25 protein-coding genes are annotated in these 24,402 nt (G+C 74.5%); 13 read left to right on the forward strand and 12 right to left on the reverse strand.

Annotated elements, in window-relative coordinates; all coding sequences use genetic code 11:
* Positions 1 to 185: 185 nt before the first annotated feature.
* Entirely contained in the window at positions 186 to 662 is a 477-nt protein-coding gene (locus tag ACYVI6_RS12165; protein WP_460446625.1) for a hypothetical protein, read from the reverse strand.
* Between the two features lie 79 nt (positions 663 to 741).
* Positions 742 to 1,755, reverse strand: a complete 1,014-nt coding sequence (locus ACYVI6_RS12170; protein ID WP_460446626.1) for an NAD-dependent epimerase/dehydratase family protein — start codon at positions 1,753 to 1,755, stop codon at positions 742 to 744.
* 205 nt (positions 1,756 to 1,960) lie between these two features.
* Between ACYVI6_RS12170 and ACYVI6_RS12175 the strand changes: the two genes are divergently transcribed.
* The 4 genes from ACYVI6_RS12175 (at position 1,961) to ACYVI6_RS12190 (ending at position 5,643) form a co-directional block, all read left to right on the forward strand.
* Entirely contained in the window at positions 1,961 to 2,713 is a 753-nt protein-coding gene (locus ACYVI6_RS12175; protein ID WP_460446627.1) for a GAF and ANTAR domain-containing protein, read from the forward strand.
* 128 nt (positions 2,714 to 2,841) lie between these two features.
* Positions 2,842 to 4,203, forward strand: a complete 1,362-nt coding sequence (gene pafA, locus ACYVI6_RS12180) for a Pup--protein ligase (protein WP_460446628.1) — start codon at positions 2,842 to 2,844, stop codon at positions 4,201 to 4,203.
* Between the two features lie 121 nt (positions 4,204 to 4,324).
* Entirely contained in the window at positions 4,325 to 5,254 is a 930-nt protein-coding gene (locus tag ACYVI6_RS12185; protein WP_460446629.1) for an FKBP-type peptidyl-prolyl cis-trans isomerase, read from the forward strand.
* 11 nt (positions 5,255 to 5,265) lie between these two features.
* The gene (locus ACYVI6_RS12190; protein ID WP_460446630.1) at positions 5,266 to 5,643 is read left to right on the forward strand and encodes an FKBP-type peptidyl-prolyl cis-trans isomerase; all 378 of its coding nucleotides are present in this window, start codon (positions 5,266 to 5,268) and stop codon (positions 5,641 to 5,643) included.
* A gap of 90 nt (positions 5,644 to 5,733) precedes the next feature.
* Here the strand turns inward: ACYVI6_RS12190 and ACYVI6_RS12195 are convergent, their stop codons facing one another.
* Entirely contained in the window at positions 5,734 to 6,819 is a 1,086-nt protein-coding gene (locus ACYVI6_RS12195; RefSeq protein WP_460446647.1) for a DUF3866 family protein, read from the reverse strand.
* A gap of 161 nt (positions 6,820 to 6,980) precedes the next feature.
* Here ACYVI6_RS12195 and ACYVI6_RS12200 point away from each other — a divergent pair, with 161 nt between their 5' ends.
* The 8 genes from ACYVI6_RS12200 to ACYVI6_RS12235 all read left to right on the forward strand — a co-directional run bounded on the left by ACYVI6_RS12200 (position 6,981) and on the right by ACYVI6_RS12235 (position 14,652).
* Entirely contained in the window at positions 6,981 to 7,976 is a 996-nt protein-coding gene (locus ACYVI6_RS12200; RefSeq protein ID WP_460446631.1) for a helix-turn-helix transcriptional regulator, read from the forward strand.
* Positions 7,973 to 8,935, forward strand: coding sequence for a helix-turn-helix transcriptional regulator (locus ACYVI6_RS12205; protein WP_460446632.1), 963 nt, complete (start codon positions 7,973 to 7,975; stop codon positions 8,933 to 8,935). The genes ACYVI6_RS12200 and ACYVI6_RS12205 overlap by 4 nt, the downstream gene beginning before the upstream one ends.
* A gap of 140 nt (positions 8,936 to 9,075) precedes the next feature.
* Positions 9,076 to 9,417 carry a hypothetical protein gene (locus ACYVI6_RS12210; protein ID WP_460446633.1) on the forward strand — a complete coding sequence of 114 codons (342 nt, stop codon included), beginning with the start codon at positions 9,076 to 9,078 and terminating at the stop codon, positions 9,415 to 9,417.
* A 43-nt stretch (positions 9,418 to 9,460) separates the two neighbouring features.
* Positions 9,461 to 9,709 (forward strand): hypothetical protein, encoded by a 249-nt coding sequence (locus ACYVI6_RS12215; RefSeq protein WP_460446634.1) that lies wholly within the window; start codon positions 9,461 to 9,463, stop codon positions 9,707 to 9,709.
* Positions 9,710 to 9,743: 34 nt separating this feature from the next.
* Entirely contained in the window at positions 9,744 to 10,049 is a 306-nt protein-coding gene (gene tatA, locus ACYVI6_RS12220; RefSeq protein ID WP_284286850.1) for a Sec-independent protein translocase subunit TatA, read from the forward strand.
* A 22-nt stretch (positions 10,050 to 10,071) separates the two neighbouring features.
* The gene (gene tatC, locus ACYVI6_RS12225; RefSeq protein WP_460446635.1) at positions 10,072 to 10,923 is read left to right on the forward strand and encodes a twin-arginine translocase subunit TatC; all 852 of its coding nucleotides are present in this window, start codon (positions 10,072 to 10,074) and stop codon (positions 10,921 to 10,923) included.
* Between the two features lie 10 nt (positions 10,924 to 10,933).
* Positions 10,934 to 11,836: a diacylglycerol kinase gene (locus tag ACYVI6_RS12230; RefSeq protein WP_460446636.1), complete on the forward strand. Its 903-nt coding sequence runs from the start codon at positions 10,934 to 10,936 to the stop codon at positions 11,834 to 11,836.
* Positions 11,837 to 11,850: 14 nt separating this feature from the next.
* Positions 11,851 to 14,652, forward strand: coding sequence for a DEAD/DEAH box helicase (locus ACYVI6_RS12235; protein ID WP_460446637.1), 2,802 nt, complete (start codon positions 11,851 to 11,853; stop codon positions 14,650 to 14,652).
* 92 nt (positions 14,653 to 14,744) lie between these two features.
* On the opposite strand, the gene ACYVI6_RS12240 is transcribed toward ACYVI6_RS12235, so the two are convergent.
* Positions 14,745 to 15,170, reverse strand: coding sequence for a hypothetical protein (locus ACYVI6_RS12240; protein ID WP_460446638.1), 426 nt, complete (start codon positions 15,168 to 15,170; stop codon positions 14,745 to 14,747).
* Positions 15,171 to 15,374: 204 nt separating this feature from the next.
* Here ACYVI6_RS12240 and ACYVI6_RS12245 point away from each other — a divergent pair, with 204 nt between their 5' ends.
* Entirely contained in the window at positions 15,375 to 15,884 is a 510-nt protein-coding gene (locus tag ACYVI6_RS12245) for a DUF3145 domain-containing protein (RefSeq protein WP_460446639.1), read from the forward strand.
* A gap of 165 nt (positions 15,885 to 16,049) precedes the next feature.
* Here ACYVI6_RS12245 and ACYVI6_RS12250 read toward each other — a convergent pair whose 3' ends face one another.
* From ACYVI6_RS12250 to ACYVI6_RS12285, 8 genes are all read right to left on the reverse strand, one after another.
* Positions 16,050 to 17,594: an MFS transporter gene (locus ACYVI6_RS12250; protein WP_460446640.1), complete on the reverse strand. Its 1,545-nt coding sequence runs from the start codon at positions 17,592 to 17,594 to the stop codon at positions 16,050 to 16,052.
* 29 nt (positions 17,595 to 17,623) lie between these two features.
* Positions 17,624 to 18,247 (reverse strand): TetR/AcrR family transcriptional regulator, encoded by a 624-nt coding sequence (locus ACYVI6_RS12255; protein ID WP_284290846.1) that lies wholly within the window; start codon positions 18,245 to 18,247, stop codon positions 17,624 to 17,626.
* Between the two features lie 129 nt (positions 18,248 to 18,376).
* Positions 18,377 to 19,825 (reverse strand): acyl-CoA carboxylase subunit beta, encoded by a 1,449-nt coding sequence (locus tag ACYVI6_RS12260; RefSeq protein ID WP_460446641.1) that lies wholly within the window; start codon positions 19,823 to 19,825, stop codon positions 18,377 to 18,379.
* Positions 19,825 to 21,072, reverse strand: a complete 1,248-nt coding sequence (gene fabF, locus ACYVI6_RS12265; RefSeq protein ID WP_460446642.1) for a beta-ketoacyl-ACP synthase II — start codon at positions 21,070 to 21,072, stop codon at positions 19,825 to 19,827. The genes ACYVI6_RS12260 and fabF overlap by 1 nt, the downstream gene beginning before the upstream one ends.
* Positions 21,073 to 21,193: 121 nt before the next feature.
* Positions 21,194 to 21,442, reverse strand: coding sequence for an acyl carrier protein (locus ACYVI6_RS12270; protein WP_460446643.1), 249 nt, complete (start codon positions 21,440 to 21,442; stop codon positions 21,194 to 21,196).
* Between the two features lie 83 nt (positions 21,443 to 21,525).
* The gene (locus tag ACYVI6_RS12275; RefSeq protein WP_460446644.1) at positions 21,526 to 22,536 is read right to left on the reverse strand and encodes a beta-ketoacyl-ACP synthase III; all 1,011 of its coding nucleotides are present in this window, start codon (positions 22,534 to 22,536) and stop codon (positions 21,526 to 21,528) included.
* Complete coding sequence (locus ACYVI6_RS12280) at positions 22,533 to 23,720, reverse strand: acyltransferase domain-containing protein (protein WP_460446645.1); 1,188 nt, start codon at positions 23,718 to 23,720, stop codon at positions 22,533 to 22,535. The genes ACYVI6_RS12275 and ACYVI6_RS12280 overlap by 4 nt, the downstream gene beginning before the upstream one ends.
* 78 nt (positions 23,721 to 23,798) lie before the next feature.
* Positions 23,799 to 24,402, reverse strand: a 604-nt coding sequence (locus tag ACYVI6_RS12285; RefSeq protein ID WP_460446646.1) for a PucR family transcriptional regulator, incomplete at its 5' end; no start/stop codon positions are given.

Raw genomic sequence — 24,402 nt, forward strand, 5'->3', positions numbered from 1 at the left:
CGCCCGTGCGGTGAGCACCGGGACGACGTCGCCGGGCGCCGGCCGCACGGTCAGGGTGCCGGTGCCGCCCGCCGCGCCGCGCACCCCCGGCGGCCTGGACGTCGGGGCCGCCGTCGACGCCGCAGACGCTGCAGACGCTGCGGGGGCGGGGGACCGGACCGCGGTGCCCGGTGACGCCGTCATCGTCAGCGGCCCAGCGACTCGAGCGCCGACGTCAGCTCGGCGCGCACGACCTCGACGTCGTCGGCGCTCGGCTGCAGCGCCTCGACGGCCCCGTCGACCACCTGCAGCGCCTGCTGCAGCGACTCGCGCACGGCGGCCAGGTCCTGCAGCTGCAGCGTGTCGTCGAACCGGTGCACGATCGGGGTGATCGGCGTCGGGATGTCGGTGATGCTGCCGTCGTCCGCCGGCAGCAGCGCCGACACGGCGGCCGACCCGGCCTGCTGCACGGCCTCGCGCACGGCGACCTCGTGCAGCTTCGAGTCGCGCACGCGGCCGGTCTGCTCGGCCAGCCGGGGGCTGAGCGCGGCCACGGCGATGATCGGTGTCGTCTCCGGCACCGTCGGCGGGTTCGTCAGCGGGTCGTGCGTGATGACGTCGGTGATCCGCAGCTTCCGGAACCGGTTGCTGTCGAGGTAGAGGTCTCGGACGAAGAAGCCCATGGTCGTGTCCCTTCCCTGCCCCGCCGGACCACCCGGCGGTCGGGGTGCTCGGCACCCGCACAGGAGGAGACGCGCCCGCTCAGCCTGATACCGGTGACCCCGCGAGCTCGTCGAGCAGCGCCAGCTCGTCGTCCCGGCTCAGGCCCGCCGACCGGTCGCGGCCGAGGCCGAGCCGCCGCTCGTCGTCCAGCACGTCGGCGAGCGTCTCGGCGACCGGACGCAGCCGCAGCCCGTCGGCCAGCGCGCGGGCGTTGTCGCGCGCTCCGAACCCGCGGTGGTCCGCCCACGGCAGCCACAGCGTCAGCGAGCGCGGCCCGGACCACCCGGTGACCTCGTGCGCCTCCAGCCACTCCTGCGACGCGGCGACGACGGGACCGGTGTGCCCGGCCACCTCGCGGGCGGCCGCCAGCACGTCACCGAGCCGGTACCGGTCGCCGACCAGGTTGTACGGACCGCTCGCACCGGCGTCCGGCGCCGACAGCACCCACGCGGCGAGGTCGCGGACGTCGATCACCTGGCTGCCCTGGTCGGCGGCGTCGGGCACCAGCACCGGCTGCTGGCCGGCCTCGGCGGCGAGCGCGAACCTGCCCACCCAGTAGCCGAACCGGTCGGAGCCGTCGCCCGGGCCGGCGATCAGGCCCGCGCGGGCCAGCACGGCGCCGTCGCCGAACACCGCGGTGACGGCCTGCTCGCACGCCACCTTGGCCTCGCCGTACCGCTCCTGGTCGGCGGTGTCGCCGGCGAGCGGCGGCAGCAGCTCGGCGTCCTCGACCTGGCCGAGCACGGAGTGGTCGGCGTACACGTTGCCGGACGACACGTACGTGAAGCGGCCGGTGCGACCGGCCAGTGCCTCGACCGCCGAGCGCACCATCCCGGGCTGCCACGACACGTCGACGACGTGGTCGAGGTCGCCGCGCACCTCGTCGTACGCGTCGGGCCGGGTGCGGTCGGCGGCGATCAACCGCGCGCCGTCCGCGACCTCCCCGGACTCGCCGCGCGCCAGGCACAGCACCTCGTGACCCGCCGCCACCGCCTGCCGCGCGACCTCGCGCCCGACCCACGCCGTCCCGCCCAGCACCAGCACCCGTCCCATGCCCAGAGCACACCAGCGAGGACGATCGGTGTCGACACCTGTTCGCCGACGGCACAGCCCCCGGCCGGTGTGGTGCAATTGGCGCAACCTCGGACGGGCCATGGACCACAGCCGGGGCCAGACCCGACGTGTCCAGGACGGCGCACGTGGGGTCGCCCCGGCCCTGGCCGGGGCCTTCGGACCTGTTCACCTGCGAGACGAGGCAATGGCTCCGCGTCACGACACCACCTCCGCCACGGCAGGGCAGCCGTCGCGGCACGACACCGCGCGGCACGCCGGGCAGGACCACCTGGCCCGCGAGCTGACCGTGCTGGCCCGCGACCTGCAGCGCTTCACCTCCTCCCAGGAGGTGCTCGACCACGTCGTCCGCGCCGTCGTCGACCTGGTCCCCGGCGCCGAGGACGCCACCATCACGGTGGCCGAGAAGCGCCGCAGCGCGACGTCCGCCGCTGCGAGCAGCCCGCGGGCCGCCTTGTTCGACGTGCTGCAGGCACGCACCCGGCAGGGCCCGTGCCTCGACGCGCTCTTCGATCAGGAGACGCTCCGGGTCGACGACCTGCGCACCGACGAGCGGTGGCCGGCGCTGGCCGCCTGCGCGGACGAGCTGGGCGCAGCGAGCATGGTGTGCTTCCAGCTGTTCGTCACCGGCGACACCCTCGGCTCGCTGAACGTGCTGGCCACCGCGCCGTCCGCGTTCGACGACGAGTCCGAGCACGTCGGGCTGATGTTCGCGGCGCACTCGGCGATCGCGCTCGCGGACGCGATGGAGCTGGAGGGCGTGCGGACGGCGCTGGCCAACCGCGACCTCATCGGCCAGGCCAAGGGCATCCTCATGGAGCGGTTCCGGCTGACCGCGGACGAGGCGTTCGCGCTGCTGGTGAGGGCCAGCCAGGACACCAACCGCAAGCTGCGCGACGTCGCGTCCGAGCTGGCCCACACCGGCACCCTCGGCGGCTGACCGCCGGGAGTCCGGTCGGCGGCGCGCTCGGCGCGGCCTGGCTGCGGGTGCGACCGCGACGGCGCATGATGGGCGCAGCCGGGTCGAGGTCGGACGCCCGCGCGCCGTCTGGGATGGGACACTTGCTCATGGACCGCCGCATCTTCGGCATCGAGAACGAGTACGGGGTGACCTGCTCGTTCCAGGGGCAGCGCCGCCTGAGCCCCGACGAGGTCGCCCGCTACCTGTTCCGGCGGGTGGTGAGCTGGGGTCGGTCGAGCAACGTCTTCCTGCGCAACGGCGCCCGGCTCTACCTCGACGTCGGCTCGCACCCGGAGTACGCGACGCCCGAGTGCGACGACGTCCGGCAGGTCGTGGTGCACGACAAGGCGGGCGAGCGCATCCTGGAGGGCCTCGTCGCCGACGCGCAGGAGCGGCTGCGCGAGGAGGGGATCAGCGGCGACGTCTACCTGTTCAAGAACAACACCGACTCGGCCGGCAACTCCTACGGCTGCCACGAGAACTACCTGGTGTCGCGGCACGGCGACTTCCAGCGGCTGTCGGACGTGCTCATCCCGTTCCTGGTGAGCCGGCAGATCATCGCCGGGGCCGGCAAGGTGCTGCAGACCCCGCGCGGGGCCGTCTACTGCGTCAGCCAGCGCGCCGACCACATCTGGGAGGGCGTCAGCTCGGCGACCACCCGCTCGCGACCGATCATCAACACCCGCGACGAGCCGCACGCGGACGCCGAGAAGCACCGCCGCCTGCACGTGATCGTCGGCGACTCGAACATGAGCGAGACGACCACGATGCTGAAGGTCGGCAGCACCGACCTGGTGCTGCAGATGATCGAGGCCGGCGTGGTGGTGCGCGACCTCACGCTGGAGAACCCGATCCGGGCGATCCGCGAGATCAGCCACGACATGACCGGACGCCGCAAGGTGCGGCTGGCCAACGGGCGCGAGCTGTCGGCGCTGGAGATCCAGACCGAGTACCTCGAGCGGGCGATCGACTTCGTGGAGCGGCGCGGGGCGACGAGCGCGACGCACAAGGCGGTGCTCGACCTGTGGCAGCGCACGCTGACCGCGGTCGAGACCGGCGACCTGTCGCTGGTCGAGCGGGAGATCGACTGGGTGATGAAGTACCGCCTCGTCGAGCGCTACCGCGCCAAGCACGGGCTCGAGCTGTCGAGCCCGCGGGTGGCCCAGCTCGACCTCGCCTACCACGACATCCACCGTCGACGCGGGCTCTACTACCTGCTGCAGAGGGCCGGCCGGGCCGAGCGGGTCGCGACCGACCTCGAGGTGTTCGAGGCCAAGTCGGTGCCGCCGCAGACGACGCGGGCCAAGCTGCGCGGCGACTTCGTGCGCCGCGCTCAGGAGCAGCGCCGCGACTTCACCGTCGACTGGGTGCACCTCAAGCTGAACGACCAGGCGCAGCGCACGGTGCTGTGCAAGGACCCGTTCGCCAGCGTCGACGAGCGCGTCGAACGGCTCATCGCGGGCATGTGAGCCGGCTGGGAGCCGCGTGCGAGGGGCACACAGCCGGCCGGGTTAGGGTGACTTCGTCCCCAAGCCGACGACCGAAGGCCTCCCCGTGCGTCACGCTCTGACCCGTCTGCTCGCTCTCGCCGTGCTGCCCGTCGCCCTCGCGGCCGGCTGCGCGAACGCCGACAAGGAGCCGACCACCGGCGCCACCAAGGCGGCCGCGTCCGGCGCGCTGCAGACCGTGCAGGTGAGCGGCGACGCCGGCAAGAAGCCGACCGTGAAGCTCGGCAGCACGCCCACGAAGCTCACGGCGTCCGGCACCCGCGTGCTGAAGCCCGGCACCGGCGCGACCATCGCCAAGGGGCAGCGCGTCACCCTCGACTACCTGCTGGTCAACGGCACGAGCGGCAAGGAGGCCGACACCACCTGGGGCAAGTCGAAGGCCAACTTCCTCGCCGACCCGGCCAAGTTCATGCCCGGCCTGGCCAACGGCATGATCGGGCAGAAGGTCGGCTCGCGGGTGCTGGTCGGCGTCACGCCGAAGGACGGCTTCGCCGACACCGGCAACCAGCAGCTCGGCATCGCGGCCGACGACACCATGCTCTTCGTGCTCGACCTCGAGGCGGCCTCGGCGCCGCTGGCGAAGGCCACCGGCACCGCCGTCACCCCGCCCGCCGGCCTGCCGACCGTGGCGTTCGGCGCCGACGGCAAGCCGACCGTGACGATCCCGAAGACGGCCGCCCCGAAGAAGCTCGTCGTGCAGCCGCTCATCAAGGGCACCGGCAAGAAGATCACCAAGGGCCAGACCATCACCGCGGCGTACGTCGGCGTGAACTACCGCACCGGCAAGCCGTTCGACTCCTCGTACCAGACCGGCAACCTGCTCGACCAGCCGATCGGCGTCGGCGCGCTCGTGCCCGGCTTCGACGCCGGCATCGTCGGCCAGACCGTCGGCAGCCGCGTGCTGCTCGTGCTGCCCCCGGCGTCCGGCTACGGCAAGACGGGCAACGCCCAGGCCGGTATCAAGGGCACCGACACCATCGTCTTCGTCGTCGACGTCCTCGACGCCTACTGAGAGGCCAGCACATGACCGACCGCGAGAAGCCCGTCGTCACCATCCCGCAGGAGGACCCGCCCACCGAGCTCGTGCTCGACGACCAGGTCGTCGGCGACGGCGAGGAGGCGACCGCCGGCAGCACCGTCAGCGCGCACTACGTCGGCGTCGCGTGGTCCAGCGGCCAGCAGTTCGACAGCTCGTGGGACCGCGGCCAGCCGCTCGACTTCCAGCTCGGCGTCGGCCAGGTCATCAGCGGCTGGGACACCGGCCTGCAGGGCATGCGCGTGGGCGGCCGCCGCACCATCACGATCCCGCCGCACCTGGGGTACGGCGACCGCGGCGCGGGCGGCGCCATCAAGGGCGGCGAGACCCTGGTCTTCGTCGTCGACCTCGTCGGCGTCAGCTGACCGCACCCGACACCGCGCACCGCAGCCCGCCCCCGGTTCGTCCGGGGCGGGCTGCCGTGCGTCCGGGCCGGTCGACGCGGTCCGGACGGGTCAGCCCGCGAGCAGGGTGGCTGCGTGCCGGCCCGCGGCCGCGGCGGCCAGGAACGACGCGGTGTCGTCGCCGAGCCCGCGGCCCATGGTCGACAGCCGCACCGGCGCCTCCTGCAGCGCCTCGAGCAGCCCGTCGAGCCGGACGTCGACCAGCCGGTGCCGCCCGTGCGGTGCCCCGAGCGCGGCGGCCTGCTCGGTGACCCGCGCGCCCAGCTCGCCCGGCAGCAGCGGCACCGGCACGTCGGCCGGCAGCAGCGCCACCCGCCCGTACGCCGTGAGGCTGTGGTGCGACACCCCGAGGTGCCGCTCGCGGGCGTCGGCCTGCGACACCCGCAGCGACGCCACGGGGCGGCCGCCAAGCACGCCTGCGGCGTTCACCGCCTCGCCGGCCGCGACGCCGGAGAACCCCCACCGCGTGCCGGTGCCGAGGTTGCCCGGGCCCTGCGCGACGACCACGACCTCGGCGTCGAGCACCGTGCGCGCGGCGAGCAGCCCCGAGTGCACGGTCACCGCCTCGACGTCGCCACCGAAGGCCTGCCCGACCGTCACGCAGCCGCGCAGCCACCCGGCCTCCCGCAGCGTCGCCGCGGTGCGCGAGAACCAGGCCGGGAGCGCCCCGCCGTCCGTCATCAGGTAGGCGACGCGGGTGCCCGGCCGGTCGGCGAGCAGCCCGGCGACCACCGCGGGGAGCGCCGAGTGCAGGTCGGCCACCACGACGGGCAGCCCGGCGAGGTCGTCGGCGTCGCGCAGCGCCTCGTGGTGCGGTGAGCCCTGCTCGTCGGCGCCCTGCACGAGCGGCTGCAGCGGCGTGTACCGGGCCTTCACCAGGTGGCCGCCGGCCGCGGGCGGGTCGGCCGGCAGCCGGTCGGGGAGCGCGACGACCAGGGCGTACCCGCCGGTGCCCAGGCCGCGGTCGAGCGCGCCGACCGTCACCAGCACGCGGTCGCCGTCGCGCGGCGTCCCGACCACCGCGGGGTATGCCAGCGCCCGCACCTCGCGGCCCTCGTCGAGCCGCACCGCGAGCTCCTGGGCACCGGGCCAGGCGGCGCCCAGCGCCGTCACCGTGCCGGCCCGCCACCGCACCAGCCGCTCGTCGCCCACCCGGCAGACCCTAGCCAGCAGCGAGGTCCCCGCCGAGATGCGACTCGTGGTTGCTCCCGGGCCCGCTGGAGCAACCACGAGTCGCATCTCGGCAGCGGGGTCGGACGCCGTAGAGTTCCCCTTCGACCGAGGCAGGGAGGGGCGGGATGTCGAGCGCGAAGACCGAGCGGCTGCTGAACCTCGTCATCTGCCTGCTCAGCACCCGGCGTCCGCTGACCAAGGCGCAGATCCGGCAGTCGGTGCCGCAGTACGCCGAGCACGTCTCGACCGAGGCGTTCGAGCGGATGTTCGAGCGCGACAAGGACGAGCTGCGCGACCTCGGGGTACCGCTGCTGACCACCGCCGAGGACCCGCTGTTCGACGACGACATCGGCTACCGCGTCGACCGCGAGGCCTACGCCCTGCCCGAGGTGAGCCTCGAGCCGGACGAGCTGGCCGTGCTCGGCCTGGCGTCACGGGTCTGGCAGCAGGCCTCGCTGGCCGGTCCGGCCGCGCGCGCGCTCACCAAGCTCACCGCGCTCGGTGCACCCCCGGACGACGGCTCGCTGATCGGCCTCGAGCCGCGCATCCGCACCAGCGAGCCCGCGTTCGACCCGTTGTGGGCCGCCGTGCGCGACCGGACACCGGTGGCGTTCGGGTACCGCACCGGCGGCCGCGGCGAGCGCACCGAGCGGCACCTCGAGCCGTGGGCGGTCACCAGCTGGCACGGCCGCTGGTACGTCACCGGCCACGACCGCGACCGCGACGCGCCCCGCGTGTTCCGCCTCTCGCGCGTCGAGCCGCCGGTGCGGGTCATCGGGGAGGCCGGGGGGTACGAGGTGCCCGCCGACCACGACCCGCACGCGATGGTCGAGGGCACCGTGCCCGACCGTCCGCGCACCGGCACCACGCTGCGGGTGCGCGAGGGCACCCTGCACGCGGTGCGCCGCCGGGCCTCGGACGTGCGCGAGGACGGCGCCGGCTGGCAGCGGCTGTCGCTCGAGACCGACGACCTCGACATGCTCGCCGAGGAGCTCGTGGCGCACGGGCCGAACGTCGTCGTGCTCGAGCCGGCCGAGCTGCGCGACGGGGTCGTGCGGCGGCTGCAGGCCGTGCTGACGGCTGCCGGCGCCCCCGAGCACGGCGGGACGGTGCGGGCGTGAGCGAGTCGGCGACCGAGCGGCTGTCGCGGCTGCTGGCGATGGTGCCGTGGCTGCTGTCGCACCAGGGCGTGCCGGTGGCCCAGGCGGCGCGCGAGTTCGGCGTGCCCGAGCGGCAGCTGGTGAAGGACCTCGAGCTGCTCTTCGTGTGCGGGCTGCCCGGCCACATGCCCGACGACCTCATCGAGGCCGAGTGGGAGGAGGGCTTCGTCTACCTGGGCAACGCCGACGCGATCGCCCGCCCGCTGCGGCTCGGCGTCGACGAGGCGCTCGCGCTGATCGTCGGGCTGCGCGCCCTGGCCGACGTGCCCGGGCTGGGCGAGCGCGACGCCGTCGACCGCGCGCTGGCCAAGCTCGAGGCCGCCGCGGGTGCCGCCGCCGCACCGGCCGGTCAGGTGCGCGTCGAGCTCGACGACGCGACCGACCCCGCGACCGTGACGGCCGTCGAGGACGCGCTGCGCCGGCACCGCCGCCTGCACCTGAGCTACCTCGTGCCGCGCCGCGACGAGACCACGCAGCGCGACGTCGACCCGATGCGGCTGCTGGTGCTCGACGGTCACTGGTACCTCGAGGGGTGGTGCCACCGCGCCGAGGGCGTGCGCACCTTCCGCCTCGACCGGGTCACCGACGTGCAGGTGCTCGACGTCGACGGCACCCCGCCGTCCGGCGTCCGGCCGCGCGACCTGGGGGAGCGGCTGTTCGAGCCCGGGCCGGACGACCGGCTGGTCACCGTCGAGCTGCAGCCGCAGGCCCGCTGGGTGGTCGACTACCACCCGGTCGAGGACGTGGTCGAGCAGGCGGACGGCGTGCTCGTCGTCACCATGCGGACGGCGGACCTGGCCTGGCTGCGGCGACTGGTGCTGCGCCTCGGCGGCGGCGCCCGGGTGCTCGACCCGCCCGAGCTCGTCGACGACGTCCGCGACACCGCACGGGCGGCGCTGGCCGCGTACGCCCGGGTGTGACGGCACCCGCACTGACTACCTCTCAGATAGCCCCTCCCTGGGGCTCAGGTTCTCTCCACCCCCGGCCGATCCCTCTGTCACAACACACCGGTGGGCCGCACAGAGGCCCCCGGGACACGCCCCCCGAGGAGGCGACGGAGATGGCGACGATCAAGGCCTCGTGCCCCTCTTGCGGTGACGTGGAGCTGACGGCCGCGCAGGTGCGGCTCGTGGTGTGCTCGGTGAACGAGTGGTCGTACTACGCGTTCGGCTGCGACCAGTGCGGCGACGAGATCCGCAAGCCCGCCGGCAAGGACGTGCAGAGCCTGCTGAAGACCGGCGGCGTCGCCGTCGAGCGGTGGGTCGTGCCGGCCGAGGCGCTGGAGGAGAAGTCCGGCCCCGCGATCAGCTACGACGACGTGCTCGACTTCGCCCTGCGCCTGCAGAGCATCGACGCCCCGGTCGCCGCGCTCAGCGCGATGCGCCCCGGCGCCCCCGCCTGAGCCCCCGCACGGGGCGCCCCTCCCGGGGCCTATGCTGCGGCTCGTGTGGTGGGTGCTGATCTGGATCGTGCTGGCGCTGGGTGCGCTGGCCTTCCTCGGGCTGCTCGGATGGCGCCTGATCAAGCAGGTCATCGAGCTCGGTCGCGAGCTCGGTCGGTCCGGCGAGAAGGTCGCCACCGCACTCGAACCAGTCCACGAGGCCTACCGCCCCGAACCACCCGTGCTGCTCGACCCGGCGGGCACCACCGCCCCCGGGCTCGTCGGTCCGGGCGCCGCTCGGCACGGCGCGTAGACTGACGCGGACGTCGACACCGGAGGCCGGGCCCATGCGCAACCTGTTCGAGCACCCCCTGTTCATCGTGGTGCTGCTGGTGCTCGTCGCGATCCTGTTCGGCGGCAAGCGGCTGCCCGACGCGGCTCGCGGTCTGGGCCGGTCGCTGCGGATCTTCAAGTCCGAGGTCAAGCAGATGAAGGACGACGACGACGTGCCGGACGCGGACGTGCGCACCTCGACGTCCACCGCGCAGCCGCCGACCCGCACCACGCCGGTCGAGGGCCGCATCGTCGACGAGCGCGCACCGCACGGCACGACCACCGGCTCGGGCACCGAGCCGCGCGACACCCGCGCCTGACCTGCCGCACCGCAGCCGCGTCATGACGACCAGCGAGTCGAGCGTGCCCCGGGCCTCCCGGCGTCCGGGCCGCCGCTCGCGCCGTGACCCCGAGGCGCGCATGGCGCTCCGCGAGCACCTGCGCGAGCTGCGCAACCGGCTCGTCAAGAGCGCGCTCGCCGTCGTCGTCGGCGCGATCGTCGGCTGGTTCCTCTCGGAGCGGTTCTACGCGCTGCTGCTGAAGCCGATCACCGACAGCGCGGCGGCCAACGGCAGCCGGGTCTCGATCAACTACGCCGACCCCTTCGGCGCGTTCAACCAGCGGCTCGCGGTCGCCGGGCTGATCGGCGTCTTCCTCGCCTCGCCGGTCTGGCTGTGGCAGTTCTGGGCGTTCATCACCCCGGGCCTGACCCGCAAGGAGAAGCGGTACTCCGTCGGCTTCGTCGCGGCGGCGCTGCCGCTGTTCCTCGGCGGCTGCACGCTGGCCTGGTTCGTGCTGCCGAAGGCGCTGGAGTTCCTGAACTCGTTCGTGCCGGCCGGTGGCACGAACTTCATCACCGCGAACGTCTACTTCTCGTTCGTCACCCGGATCGTGCTGGCGTTCGGCATCGCCTTCGTCATCCCGGTGGTGCTGGTCGGGCTGAACCTCGCGCACCTGCTGAGCGGCCGCAACGTGCTGAAGCAGTGGCGCATCCTGGTGTTCTCCTGCTTCCTGTTCTCGGCCGTCGCCACGCCGACGCCCGAGGTCACCTCGATGCTGCTGCTGGCGGGGTCGATGTGCCTGCTCTTCGCGGTGGCGGTCGGCGTCTGCCTGCTGCTCGACCGCCGGCGCGCCGCCGACAGCGACGAGCCCGACTACGACGCCCTGCCCGACGACGAGGCGAGCCCCCTCTAGTCTCTCCACCGTGCAGCGCCGACGGTTCGCGGTCGTGGTCAACCCGACGTCCGGCCGGGGTGCTGGGCGGCGGATGGGCGCCCGGGCGACCGCGCGCCTGGCCGCGGCCGGGCACGACGTCGTCGACCTGACGTCGCAGACGCCGGCCGAGGCCGAGGACCGCGCCCGCTCGCTCGTGCACGACGTCGACGCGCTGGTGGTCGTCGGCGGCGACGGCCTGGTGAACCTCGGCGTCAACGTGGTGGCCGGCACCGGCACGCCGCTCGGGGTGGTCGCGGCCGGCACCGGCAACGACGTCGCCGACAGCCTCGGGCTGCCGGTGTCGCGACCCGAGCAGGCGGCCGACGTCGTGCTGGCCGGGCACGTGCGCGAGGTCGACGCCGTCCGCCGCACCGACGACGACCACCGCACGCCGCGCTGGTACGCCGGGGTGCTCTGCGGCGGCTTCGACGCCATCGTCAACGAGCGCGCGAACGGCTGGGTCTGGCCGCGCGGGCGGATGCGCTACAACCTGGCGATCGCCCGCGAGCTGCCGGTGTTCCGCCCGCTGCCGTACCGCCTCGAGCTCGACGGCGAGCCGTGGGTGACCGAGGCGATGCTGGTGGCCGTCGCCAACGGGCGCAGCTACGGCGGCGGCATGCGCGTCACCCCGGACGCCCGCATGGACGACGGGCTGCTCGACGTGCTCGTGGTCGGGCCGCTGTCGGTGCCGGCGCTGGCGCGGGTGTTCCCGAAGGTGTTCCGCGGCGAGCACACGTCGCACCCCGCGGTGACCATCCGCCGGGCCCGCCGGGTGCGGCTCGAGACCGCCGGCGTGGTGGCGTACGCCGACGGCGAGCGGTTCGGTCCGCTGCCGGTCGAGGTCGAGGTGGTGCCGTCCGCGCTCCGGGTGCTTGCGCCGCCGGGGGCCTGACGTAGATTCGCCGCATGGCAGCACCCACCGCGGCCGAGCGGTACGCCGCCGCCCGCCGCCGGCAGTCCGACGAGGGCACCGAGCTGGCCCGGTTCCGCGACCGCCTCGACCTCGTGCTCGACGACTTCCAGCTGCGGGCCTGCCGCGCCCTGGAGGCCGGCCGAGGCGTCCTCGTCGCGGCGCCGACCGGGGCGGGCAAGACGATCGTCGGCGAGTTCGCCGTGCACCTCGCGCTCGCGTCCGGCCGCAAGGCGTTCTACACGACGCCGATCAAGGCGCTCTCGAACCAGAAGTACGCCGACCTGGTGGCCGTGCACGGCGCCGCGCAGGTCGGGCTGCTCACCGGCGACGTCACGGTGAACGGCGAGGCGCCGGTCGTGGTGATGACCACCGAGGTGCTGCGCAACATGCTGTACGCCGGGTCCTCGACGCTGCGGGGCCTCGGCTTCGTGGTCATGGACGAGGTGCACTACCTGGCCGACCGGTTCCGCGGCGCGGTCTGGGAGGAGGTCATCATCCACCTCGCCCAGGACGTGCAGGTCGCCTCGCTGTCGGCCACGGTCAGCAACGCCGAGGAGTTCGGCGCGTGGCTCGACACGGTGCGCGGCGACACCGAGGTGGTCGTCGAGGAGCACCGGCCGGTGCCGCTGTACCAGCACGTGCTCGTCGGACGCCGGATGCACGACCTGTTCGTCGAGGGCGACGGCGCCGACGCCGGCGAGGCGGTGGTGAACCCCGAGCTGGTCGACAAGGCGCGGCAGGACGCCCGCACCGCCCGGCACGTCGGCTCGCGACGCGGGCGCGACGGCTACCGCGCCCGGCCCGACCGGCGTCCGTCGTTCTCGGCCGACCGCCCCTCGGTGGTCGAGCAGCTCGACCGGGCCGGCCTGCTCCCGGCCATCACGTTCGTGTTCAGCCGCGCCGGCTGCGACGCCGCGGTGCGGCAGTGCCTCGACGCCGGCATCACGCTGACCACCGAGGACGAGGCCGTCGAGGTGCGCCGGCTCGTCGAGGAGCGCACCAGGCAGGTGCCGGCCGAGGACCTCGACGTGCTCGGCTACTGGGAGTGGCTCGACGGGCTCGAGCGGGGGATCGCCGCCCACCACGCCGGGCTGCTGCCGAGCTTCAAGGAGGTCGTCGAGCTGCTCGTCGTCCGCGGGCTGGTGCGGTGCGTGTTCGCGACCGAGACGCTCGCGCTGGGCATCAACGTCCCGGCCCGCTCGGTGGTGCTGGAGAAGCTGGTCAAGTGGAACGGCGAGGCGCACGTCGACGTCACGCCGGGGGAGTACACGCAGCTGACCGGCCGGGCCGGGCGACGCGGCATCGACGTCGAGGGGCACGCGGTCGTCGTCTGGCACGACGGGCTCGACCCGCGCGCGCTGGCCGGGCTCGCCTCGACCCGCACCTACCCGCTGCGCTCCAGCTTCCGCCCGACGTACAACATGGCGGTCAACCTGGTGGCGCAGGTCGGCCGCGACCGGGCCCGCGAGGTGCTCGAGACGTCGTTCGCGCAGTTCCAGGCCGACCGCTCGGTGGTCGGGCTCGCCACGCAGCTGCGCCAGCACGAGCAGGCCATGGCCGGCTACGTCGAGGCGATGACCTGCGACAAGGGCGACTTCACCGAGTACGCCGCGCTGCGTCGGGCGATCAGCGAGCGCGAGGCCGAGCTGTCGCGCGCTCGCCAGCGCGGGCGCCGGGCCGAGGTGGTGGCCAGCCTCGAGGCGCTGCGCCCAGGTGACGTCGTGCTGGTGCCGGGCGGACGCCGGGCCGGGTACGCGGTGGTCGTCGAGGCGGACGGCGCCCCCGGGCTGGAGGGGCCGCGGCCGACCGTGCTGACCGTCGACCGGCAGCTGAAGCGGCTGACGCTCGCCGAGGTCACGTCACCGGTCGAGACCGTCACCCGGCTGCGGGTGCCGAAGGACTTCCGCCCGCGCAACCCGCAGTCGCGCCGCGACCTGGCCTCGTCGCTGCGTCAGGTGCTGCCCCGCGAGGAGCAGACCGGCAAGCGCGGCGGCGGCCGGCGCGGCGGGAGCGCGGCCGGCGAGGACCAGCGGCTGGTCGAGCTGCGGCGTCGGATGCGCGAGCACCCCTGCCACCAGTGCCCCGACCGCGAGGACCACGCCCGCTGGGGCGAGCGGCTGACCCGGCTGCAGGCCGAGCACGCCAAGCTCAGCAAGCGCATCGAGGGTCGCACGTCGTCGGTCGCCCGGCTGTTCGACAAGGTCTGCGACGTGCTGCTCGAGCTCGGCTACCTGGTGCCGCGCGACGGCGACGACCGGGCCGGCGACGACTCGGGCCGCGACCTGCGGGTGACCCGCGACGGCGCCCGGCTGCGGCGGCTGTCGAGCGAGCTCGACCTGCTGGTGGCCGAGTGCCTGCGCACCGGCGTCTGGGCGCAGCTCGACGCCCCGGGCCTGGCGGCGGTGCTGTCGTCGCTGGTGCACGAGCCGCGCCGCGAGAACGGCCCGCCCGCCGGCCGGCTGCCGCAGGGCGCGGTGGGCGACGCGCTGCGCGGCACCTTCACGACGTGGGGCAGGCTGCGCGGCATCGAGGGCGACCACGACCTCAGCACGCTGCGCGAGCCGGACGCCGGCATCGCCTGGGCGGTGCAGCGGTGGGCCCGCGGGCAGTCGCTCGACAGCGTGCTGCGCGACACCGACCTCGCGGCCGGCGACTTCGTGCGGCGCTGCAAGCAGCTGGTCGACCTGCTCGGGCAGGTCGCGTCGGCGTCCGACGACCCGGCGCAGCGGCGCACCGCGCTGACCGCCGTCGACCTGGTGCTGCGCAGCGTCGTCGACCAGGCCACCTACGCCTGACCCTCCCCGCCGAGATGCGAGTAGCGGTTCACGTCCGGGTATGGACGTGAACCGCTACTCGCATCTCGGCAGCGTCCGAGCAGGGGGCGGGGCTAGAAGCGGAAGGGGCGCGGGGGGGCGCTGAGGGTGGCGCGGGGGCAGGCGTCGAGGGTGAGCTCGCCGTACTCGAGCGCGGCGTCGGTCAGCGAGGTGACGGTCCAGCCGTTGTCGACGCCGAACCGGGTGACGGTGACGCGGTAGATGGTGATCTCGTACTTGGTGGGCGTGCCGTAGGCGACCTGGATGGTGCCGATGAGCTCGGCGCCGGCCGGGTTGTCGTAACCGTGCCAGGGCCGGTCGTACAGGCTCCACAGCTGCGGCTCCGACTGCCAGACGCCACCGTTCTGCACGTCGCGCAGGGCCAGCTCGACCAGGACGGCGCGCGCGGCCTCCTCGGGCACGATCGCGGCCGGGCGGATCACCTCGGAGACGACGCCCTCGTCGTACGCCTCGGCCATCAACAGCTCGCTGCTCTCCACGTCCCGCTCCCCGACTCGTCGCGCGGGACCCGGCTCGCCCGCTGCCTTCGTGATCGGCACGGACCCGGGCCGCTTGAGCACGGTGCCCGCACACCACCCGTCTGCCGATCTGCTGGTGCGGGTGGGGTGGATAGGGCACACTGTGGCTGCTGGCACCTGCCGAGGCCGTTGGGGAAGACGTCCCTCGGAGCCAGGAGGTCGGCGATGTCTGCAGTGCCCGCGACGACGCGCGGTGTGGTGTTCGTGCACTCCGCGCCCTCCGCGCTGTGCCCTCACGTCGAGTGGGCGGTCGGCGCGGTCCTCGGCGTGCGCGTGCGCCTCGACTGGACGGCGCAGCCCGCGGAGGCCGCCGCCTGGCGCACCGAGCTGTCGTGGCAGGGCGAACCCGGCACGGGCGCCCGCCTGGTGTCGGCGCTGCGCGGCTGGGCGCGGCTGCGCTACGAGGTCACCGAGGAGCCGTCCGCGCGCGCCGACGGCGCCCGCTGGAGCCACACCCCGGACCTCGGCGTGCACCACGCGGTGGTCGGCCTGCACGGCGACGTGCTGGTGGGCGAGGACCGCGTGCGCGCCGCCGTCGCCGCCGCGAACGGCGACGCCGCGCTGCTCACCGCCGAGCTCGACCGCGTGCTCGGCCGGGCCTGGGACGACGAGCTCGAGCCGTTCCGCTATGCCGGTGACGGCGCCCCCGTGCGCTGGCTGCACCGCGTCGGCTGAGACCCAGCCGAGCGTCCGCCGTCTGGAGGAGCTGCGAGGCCGACACGTCGTTCCGTTGGTCTCGCAGCTACGAAGACGGCGGGTCAGCGAGGCGCGGATCGCAGCCAGGACAGCAGAGAGGGCCCGCACCGACGTGGTGCGGGCCCTCTCTGCCGTGTGGCTGCGTCAGCCCACGTGGGCCGGGGCCGCCTCGTCCGTCTGCAGCTCGGCGTGCTTGACGTCGAGGCCGATGAAGACGATCAGGCCGCCGACGAGCACCATGGCCGCGGCGACCAGGAACGCCCTGGTGTAGCCGTAGGTCTGCGCCATGGCGGCGAGCTGCTCCTTGCTGGGGGCGCCGCCCTTGGTGGCGAGCTCGGTGGCCCGGCTGGTGGCGGCGGTGACGGCGACCGTGCTGAGCGTCGCCAGGCCGATGGTGCCGCCGATCTGCTGCACGGTGTTGAGCACCGCGGAGCCGACGCCGGAGTCCTCGCGGGCGACGCCGTGCACGGCGGTGAGGGTCATCGGCACGAAGACCAGGCCGAGGCCGAACGACAGCACGACGATGAACGGCAGCAGGTGCCCGGCGTACGAGGACTCGACGGTGAGACGCGAGAAGCCGAACATGCCGATCGCGGCGAGGACGCCGCCGGTGCCGGAGATCCAGCGCGGGTCGACGCGGGCCACGAGGGCGCCGGCGACCTGGGCGGCTGCGACGATGCCGAAGCTGAACGGCAGGAACGCGAAGCCGGCCTTCAGCGAGCTGTAGCCGAGGATCTGCTGGATGTAGAGGCCGAGGAAGTAGAACATCGCGAACATCGCGGCGCCGACGAGCAGCATCACGAAGAAGCTCACGCCGCGGGTGCGGTGGGCCAGGATGCGGAACGGCATGAGCGCGTGCTTCGAGCGCGACTCGATGACGAGGAACGCCACCAGCAGCACGACGCCGGCCCCGATGAAGCCGAGGGTCTGCGCGTTGGTCCACGCGTCGTCCGCGCCGGCGAACTTCTGCGAGGCGGCGTGGGTGAGGCCGTAGACCAGGGCGACGAGGCCGCCGGTGGCGGTGACCGCACCGGGCAGGTCGAAGCTGCCGGTCTCGCGGTCGGACTCGCCGAGGAAGCGCGGTGCCATGAAGAGCACGAGCGCGCCGATCGGCACGTTGATGAAGAACGTCAGGCGCCAGTCGACCTCGGTGAGCACGCCGCCGAGGATGAGGCCGATCGCGGCGCCGGCGCCGGACATGGCCGCGTAGACGCCGAACGCGCGGTTGCGCTCGCGCCCGGCCGGGAACGTGGTGGTGATGAGCGACAGCGCGGTGGGGGAGGCGATCGCGGCGCCGACGCCCTGCACGATGCGGGCGGCGAGCATCTGGCCGCTGGTCTGGGCGATGCCGCCGGCCAGCGAGGCGAGCGCGAAGAGGCCGACGCCGGCCATGAAGACCTTGCGGCGTCCGAGCAGGTCGCCGGCGCGGCCGCCGAGCAGCAGCAGACCGCCGAAGGCCAGCGTGTAGGCGTTGACGACCCACGACAGGTTGGCGGGGCTGAAGTCGAGGTCGGTCTGGATGTGCGGCAGCGCGATGTTCACGATCGTGCCGTCGAGCACCACCATGAGCTGGGCGGCGCTGATCAGCGCCAGGGCGATGCCGAGGTGGCGGTGGCCGCCGTCGGACGACGGGGCCGAGGCGGCTGCCTCGTCGGGCGGATCGGCCTTGGTGAGGTCGGTGGAGGACATGCTGGGATCTCCGTACGTCGAGCGGCTGGTTACTTGGCGAGCACGGCCGGCAGGACGACGGTGTCCACGACCTTCATCATGAGCTCTGGGGTGGGCGCCTCGCGGCGCAGGAACAGACGGTGCAGCACCACGCCGGGCAGCACGTCGAGGACGAGGTCGAGGTCGACGTCGTCGCGGATCTCGCCGCGCGCCAGGGCGCGGTCGAACAGCAGGCGGTTCACCGCGACGCGCGGCGCCATGAACGAGCGCTCGAAGGCGGCGGCCAGGTCGGGGTCGAGGTGCATGGCGGTGATGAGGCTGGCCAGCAGGTCGACGGGCACCTCGTCGCCGAGCCCGCCCTTGTCGCACGCCATGGCGAGCAGGTCACCGCGCAGGGTGCCGGTGTCGGGCACGGTGAGCGGGGCGCAGTGGTCGGCCCGCACCACGACGTCGATCACCAGGTCGCCCTTGTTGGCCCACCGCCGGTACAGCGAGGCCTTGCTGACGTGCGCCGACGCGGCGAGGGCGTCCATCGTCAGCCGGTCGTACCCCACCTCGCGCAGCAGCAGCAGCGCGGCGTCGAGGATCTCGGCCTCGCGCTCACCCGTGATGCGGGGGCGGGACGTCGCCTGCCGGCCCGACCCGGGGGCGTGGCGCTCGGTGACGGTGGACACCTGTCGGACCCCCTCGGGACACCTGGATGAAACGAAACGGTTTCGTTCCGGATCAGCCTAGACCCGTGCCGCGCCCGGCGTCCAACCCTTTGCACGAAGCGGGTCGGACGCCGGGAAGCGGCTGCGGGCTCAGAGGGGGATGTTGCCGTGCTGCCCGCGCCGGGCGGGTGCCGCCGCGATGGCGGCGGCGATCGCGGTGCGGGTGACCGCCGGCTCGACGACCTCGTCGACGACGCCGATCTCGACCGCGCGGGGGAGCCCGCCGGCGAGCACCGCGTGCTCGGCGGCCAGCTCGTTCTCGACGTCGGCGCGCGCGTCGTCGGGCACCTCGGCCAGCCGGCGCCGGTGCAGGATGCGCACCGCGGCGACCGCGCCCATGACGGCGAGCTCGGCGGTCGGCCAGGCCAGCACCCGGGTCGCGCCCAGCGAGCGGGAGTTCATCGCGATGTACGCGCCGCCGTACGCCTTGCGGGTCACCAGCGTGACGCGGGGCACCACGGCCTCGCCGAACGCGTGCAGCAGCTTGGCGCCGCGGCGCACCACGCCGTCCCACTCCTGACCGACGCCGGGCAGGTAGCCGGGCACGTCGACCACGACGACGAGCGGGACGCCGAACGCGTCGCACATCCGCACGAACCGCGCGGCCTTCTCGGCGGAGGAGGAGTCGAGGCAGCCGCCGAGGCGCAGCGGGTTGTTGGCGATGACGCCGACGGTGCGCCCGCCGAGCCGGCCGAGGGTCGTGGTGATGTTCGGCGCCCAGCGAGGGTGCAGCTCGAGCGTGGTCTCGGGCTCGTCGAGCAGGTTCGCCACCAGCGGGTGCACGTCGTAGGCGCGCTTGCGGTTCTCCGGCAGCAGCTCGTCGAGCGGCCGGTCGGCGACCGCGTCGGTGTCGAGCTCGCCCTGCGCCCCGAGCAGCTGCACGAGCAGGCGGCCGCGGGCGAAGGCCTCCTCGGTGGTCTCGGTGACGACGTGGACGACGCCGGAGCGCCGGCCGTGCGGCTCGGGGCCGCCCAGGCGCAGCGCGTCGACGCTCTCGCCGGTGACCGAGCGGACGACGTCCGGCCCGGTGACGAAGATGCGGCCGTCGGGGCCGAGCACGACGACGTCGGTCAGCGCCGGGCCGTAGGCCGCGCCGCCCGCCGCCGCGCCGATGACCACGGAGATCTGCGGGATCTTCCCCGACGCGCGGGTCATGATCGCGAACACCTCGCCGACGGCGTGCAGGGACACCACGCCCTCGCGCAGCCGGGCGCCGCCGCTGTGCCACAGGCCCACCACGGGGACGCCGTCGGCCAGCGCGCGCTCGTACGCGACGAGGATCGCCTTGCAGCCGGCCTCGCCCATCGCGCCGCCCTGGATGGTGGCGTCGCTGACGAAGGCCACGGCCGGCGTGCCGTCGACGGTGCCCCGCCCGGCGAGCATGCCGCTGTCGTCGCGCTCGGTGAGCAGCTCGACCGAGCCGTCGTCGAAGAACGTCGCCAGCCGCAGGCCCGGGTCGCGCGGGTCGAGCTGCGGCGCGTCGTCCGAGCCGGTCGCGCCGGTCGAGCCGGCGGCCGCAGGGGCGCTGGTCGTCGTCATCAGATGCTCCGGATCGCCAGCGCGACGTTCGCGCCGCCGAAGCCGAAGGAGTTGTTCAGGGCCAGCACGTCGCCCGGCGGCAGATCGCGCGGCTTGTCGATCGCGACGTCGAGGTGGATCTCGGGGTCGAGCTGGTCGACGTTGATGGTCGGCGGGGCGAGCCGGTGCTGCACCGCGAGCACGGTGAAGATCGCCTCGACCGCACCGGCCGCGCCGAGCATGTGGCCGGTCATCGACTTGGTCGCCGACACCACGGCCCGCTGCGCGGCGGCCTCGCCGAGCGCGGCGTGGATCGAGCTGGCCTCGGCGACGTCACCGACCGGCGTCGACGTGGAGTGGGCGTTGACGTGCACGACGTCGTCGACGGAGGCGTCGGCCTCGGCCAGGGCCGCGCGCATCGCCCTGGCGGCGCCGGCGCCCACCGGGTCGGGGGCCGCGATGTGGTACGCGTCGTTCGACATGCCGGCGCCGGCGACCTCGGCGTAGATCTTCGCGCCGCGGGCGCGGGCGTGCTCCTCCGACTCGAGCACCACGACGCCGGCGCCCTCGCCGAGCACGAAGCCGTCGCGGTTCGCGTCGTAGGGACGGCTGGCCGCGGCCGGGTCGTCGTTGCGCGTCGACAGCGCCTGCATGGCGGCGAACGCGGCGAGGCAGACCGGGTGGATCGCGGCCTCGGTGCCGCCGGCCACCACGACGTCGGCGCGACCGTCGCGGATCATCTGCGCCGCGTAGGCGATCGCCTCGGCACCGGACGCGCAGGCGCTGACCGGGGTGTGGGTGCCGGCCCGCGCGCCGAGCTCGATGCTGATCGCGGCGGCCGAGCTGTTGGGCATGAGCATGGGCACGGTCAGCGGGAAGACCCGGCGCGGGCCCTTCTCGCGCAGGTTGTCCCACTGGTCGAGCAGGGTCCAGATGCCGCCGATGCCGGTGGCCAGCACGACGCCGAGCCGCTCGGGCGGGGTGTCGGGGGTGCCGGCGTCGGCCCAGGCCTCGCGAGCGGCGATCAGCGCGAACTGCGCGGACGGGTCCTGACGGCGGATCTCGACCTTCGGCAGGACGTCGGCTGCGGGGACCAGCGCGGGGGCGCCGAAGGTGACCGGCAGCTCGTGCTGCGCGACCCAGTCCTGGGTCAGCGTGCGGCCGCCGGACACGCCGTCGAGCGCGGCCTGCCACGTGCTGGGTACGTCCCCGCCGATGGGGGTCGTCGCGCCGAGTCCGGTGACGACGATGCGCTTGGTGGGTGCCACTGCGGGTCAGCCTCTCTGGGACGGTGCCTGCGGGGGTCGCCCGCAGCGAGCTGGGTGGTGCGCCGCGGCGCCCGGGGCGCGAGCCGGTGACCGGCGCGCGCCCCGGGGCCGCGAGGGGGTGTCAGCCCTGCGCCTGCGCGATGTAGGCGACGGCGTCCTGCACGGTGGTCAGGTTCTTCACGTCGTCGTCGGGGATGCGGACGCCGAACTTCTCCTCGGCGTTCACGACGATCGTCATCATCGACAGCGAGTCGATGTCGAGGTCGTCGGTGAAGCTCTTGGCGGGCTCGACCGACTCGACCGGCAGGCCGGTCTCCTCGTTCACGATCTCGGCGAGACCCGCGAGGATCTCCTGCTCGCTGTTGGCCATGCGTGGCACTCCTCGGGTGGTTGGTGTCGTGCTCGCCCGGACCTGGACCCGCCGGGCGCGGGGGTTCCTGTGGTGGCGGCGGGCTAGGGCAGCTGGACGACCTGGGCGGCGTACGCCAGGCCGGCGCCGAAGCCGATGAGCAGCGCCAGCCCGCCGTGCGGTGCCTCACCCTCGCGGAGCATCCGCTCCATCGCGAGCGGGATGGACGCCGACGACGTGTTGCCGGTCTCGGCGATGTCGCGCGCGACGGGCACGTGCGCGGGCAGCTTGAGGGTCTTGCACAGCGAGTCGACGATCCGCATGTTGGCCTGGTGCGGGATGAACGCGTCGAGGTCGTCGGCGCTGACCCCGGCCTTCTCCAGCGCCTGCTGCGCGACCGGCGCCATCTGCCAGACCGCCCAGCGGAACACCGCCTGGCCCTTCATCGAGAACGCCGACGAGAAGTCCGGCGACGTCGGGTCGTCGAGCCAGCTGCTGCGCTGGCGGATGGTGTCCCACTGCTCGCCGTCCGAGCCCCAGACCGTCGGGCCGATGCCGGGGGTGTCGGACGGGCCGACCACCACGGCGCCGGCGCCGTCGCCGAAGATGAACGCGGTGCCGCGGTCGTCGGGGTCGGTGAAGTCCGACAGCTTGTCGACGCCGACGACGAGCACGTGCTCGGCGCTGCCGCCGGTCACCATGTCGCCCGCCAGCGCCAGCGCGTGGCAGAAGCCGGCGCACGCCGCGGCGACGTCCATCGCGGCGGCCGGGGTGGCACCGAGGCGGTGCGTCAGCAGCGCGGCGGCGGTCGGCGTCTGGAACGGGTGGGTGACCGTCGCGACCAGCACCGCGCCGATCCGCGAGGCGTCGAGGCCGGCCGCCTCGAGCGCCTTGCGGCTGGCCGCCTCGGCCATGTCGACGACGCTCTCGTCCTCGCGCGCCCAGCGCCGCGACACGATGCCGGTGCGCTCGCGGATCCACTCGTCGCTGGAGTCGATGCGCTCGACCAGCTCGCTGTTCGGCACGACCCGCTCGGGTCGGTAGCCGCCGACGCCCAGGATGCGCGCGAACCGCGCCCCGCTCGGCGGGGTGATGCCTGCCCTCTGCTCGCTCACGCGGGGACCTCCTCGGGGTGCAGTCGGACGATGGGCTGGCCGGGCGCGACCGGGTCGCCGTCCTCGACGAGCCACTCGACGACGCGCCCGCCGTGCGGGGCGACCACGTCGTAGGAGTCGCGCAGCGTGGCGACGGTGGCGACGGTCTCGCCGCTGCCGACCTGCGCGCCGGCCTCGCGGTCGGTGACGTGCACGGTGCCCTTGGCGGGCGCGACGACCAGCCGCCACGTCGGGCTCTGCGACAGCGCGCCGCCGGTCTGGCCGTGCCGGGCGATGAGGTCGCGGGCGGCCTCGAGGTCGTCGGGGGTCTTCAGCGCCAGCGTCTCGACGCCGGGCAGCGCGCGCTTGACCAGGTTCGTGAGGGTGCCGGCCGGCGGGATCTCGATGACGCCGGTGACCCCGAGGTCGCGCATGGTCTCCATGCACAGGTCCCAGCGCACCGGGCTGCTCACCTGGTCGACGAGGCGGCGCAGCACCACGCGGCCGTCGTGCACCACCGTGCCGTCGCGGTTGCTGATCAGCCGGCTGCGGGCGTCGTGCGTGGTCATGGCGCGGGCGTAGCGCGCCAGCCCCTGCACGGCGGGCTCCATGTGCGCGGTGTGGAACGCACCGGCCACCTGCAGCGGGATCACCCGCGCCTTCGCGGGGGCGTCGTCGCGCAGCGCGGCGAGCTGCTCGAGCGTGCCGGCCGCCACGACCTGACCGGCGCCGTTCACGTTCGCCGCGACCAGCCCGTGGCCCGCGATCGCCGCGGTCACCTCGTCGGCGTCGCCACCGACCACGGCGCTCATGCCGGTGGGCGTCACCGCGCTCGCGGCGGCCATGCCCTTGCCGCGCTCGCGGACGAAGACCATGGCCTGCTCGGCCGACAGCACGCCGGCGCCGGCGGCCGCGGTGATCTCGCCGACGCTGTGTCCCGCGCCGCCGCCGATCTGGCGGAACGCCTCGGCCGGGTGCGGGAAGAGGGCGAGCAGCGAGACCAGCCCGGTGCCCACGATGAGCGGCTGGGCGATCGCGGTGTCGCGGATCGTCTCGGCGTCCGACTCGGTGCCGTGCTGCACCAGGTCGACGTCGGCGACGGCCGACAGCCAGCGCAGCCGGTCCTCGAAACCGGGCAGCTCCAGCCACGGCCGCAGGAAGCCGGGCGTCTGGGACCCCTGGCCGGGGCAGGCGATGACGAGCACCCCACAACCCTCGCCGCTCCGGCCGCTCGGCCACGGTGCCGACGCGGACACACCTGGCCGCCGCGCTTTGTCGGGTTCCTACAACTGGGTCGGGACGACGGCCGCGCCGCTCGCGGCCTCGCCGTCGGCCCGCACCGGCAGCGCCCGCCGGGGCGCCCCCGACAGCCGGCCGAGCGCCAGCGCCACCCGGACGACGTACGCGTCGCGGGGGTCGGTGACGTCGTACCCGCACACCTCGCCGGCGCGGCGCAGCCGGTAGCGCACCGTGTTGGGGTGCACGAACAGCGCGCGCGCGGTCGCCTCGAGCGCACCGCCGCACGACAGGTACGTCGCCACCGTCTCCAGCAGCGCACCGCTGGCCTCGAGCGGGCGGTGCACCGTGTCGACCAGCTGGCGCCGCGCGGGGGTGTCGCCGGCCAGCACGCGCTCGGGGAGCAGGTCGTCGGCCAGCACCGGCCGCGGCGCCTCGGGCCAGGCGCGCACCGCCACCAGCCCCGACAGCGCCGCGCGCGCCGAACGACCCGCGGCGAACAGCTGCGGCACCGTCGGGCCGACCACCACGGGTCCGTCGCCGAAGCACGCACCGAGCGCGGACGCCGTCCGCACCGGCTGCTCGAGCGGGCGCAGCACCGCCACCAGCCGGCCGCCCTGCACCGGGCCGAGCGCGTCGACGCCGGCCCGG

It is taken from the genome of Angustibacter aerolatus, assembly GCF_054776675.1.

Coding starts and splice junctions, on each gene's coding strand:
- ACYVI6_RS12165 (WP_460446625.1), bottom strand. CDS start 662: ATGGGCTTCTTCGTCCGAGACCTCTACCTCGACAGCAACCGGTTCCGG.
- ACYVI6_RS12170 (WP_460446626.1), bottom strand. CDS start 1,755: ATGGGACGGGTGCTGGTGCTGGGCGGGACGGCGTGGGTCGGGCGCGAG.
- ACYVI6_RS12175 (WP_460446627.1), top strand. CDS start 1,961: ATGGCTCCGCGTCACGACACCACCTCCGCCACGGCAGGGCAGCCGTCG.
- pafA (WP_460446628.1), top strand. CDS start 2,842: ATGGACCGCCGCATCTTCGGCATCGAGAACGAGTACGGGGTGACCTGC.
- ACYVI6_RS12190 (WP_460446630.1), top strand. CDS start 5,266: ATGACCGACCGCGAGAAGCCCGTCGTCACCATCCCGCAGGAGGACCCG.
- ACYVI6_RS12200 (WP_460446631.1), top strand. CDS start 6,981: ATGTCGAGCGCGAAGACCGAGCGGCTGCTGAACCTCGTCATCTGCCTG.
- ACYVI6_RS12210 (WP_460446633.1), top strand. CDS start 9,076: ATGGCGACGATCAAGGCCTCGTGCCCCTCTTGCGGTGACGTGGAGCTG.
- tatA (WP_284286850.1), top strand. CDS start 9,744: ATGCGCAACCTGTTCGAGCACCCCCTGTTCATCGTGGTGCTGCTGGTG.
- tatC (WP_460446635.1), top strand. CDS start 10,072: ATGACGACCAGCGAGTCGAGCGTGCCCCGGGCCTCCCGGCGTCCGGGC.
- ACYVI6_RS12235 (WP_460446637.1), top strand. CDS start 11,851: ATGGCAGCACCCACCGCGGCCGAGCGGTACGCCGCCGCCCGCCGCCGG.
- ACYVI6_RS12245 (WP_460446639.1), top strand. CDS start 15,375: ATGTCTGCAGTGCCCGCGACGACGCGCGGTGTGGTGTTCGTGCACTCC.
- ACYVI6_RS12250 (WP_460446640.1), bottom strand. CDS start 17,594: ATGTCCTCCACCGACCTCACCAAGGCCGATCCGCCCGACGAGGCAGCC.
- ACYVI6_RS12260 (WP_460446641.1), bottom strand. CDS start 19,825: ATGACGACGACCAGCGCCCCTGCGGCCGCCGGCTCGACCGGCGCGACC.
- ACYVI6_RS12270 (WP_460446643.1), bottom strand. CDS start 21,442: ATGGCCAACAGCGAGCAGGAGATCCTCGCGGGTCTCGCCGAGATCGTG.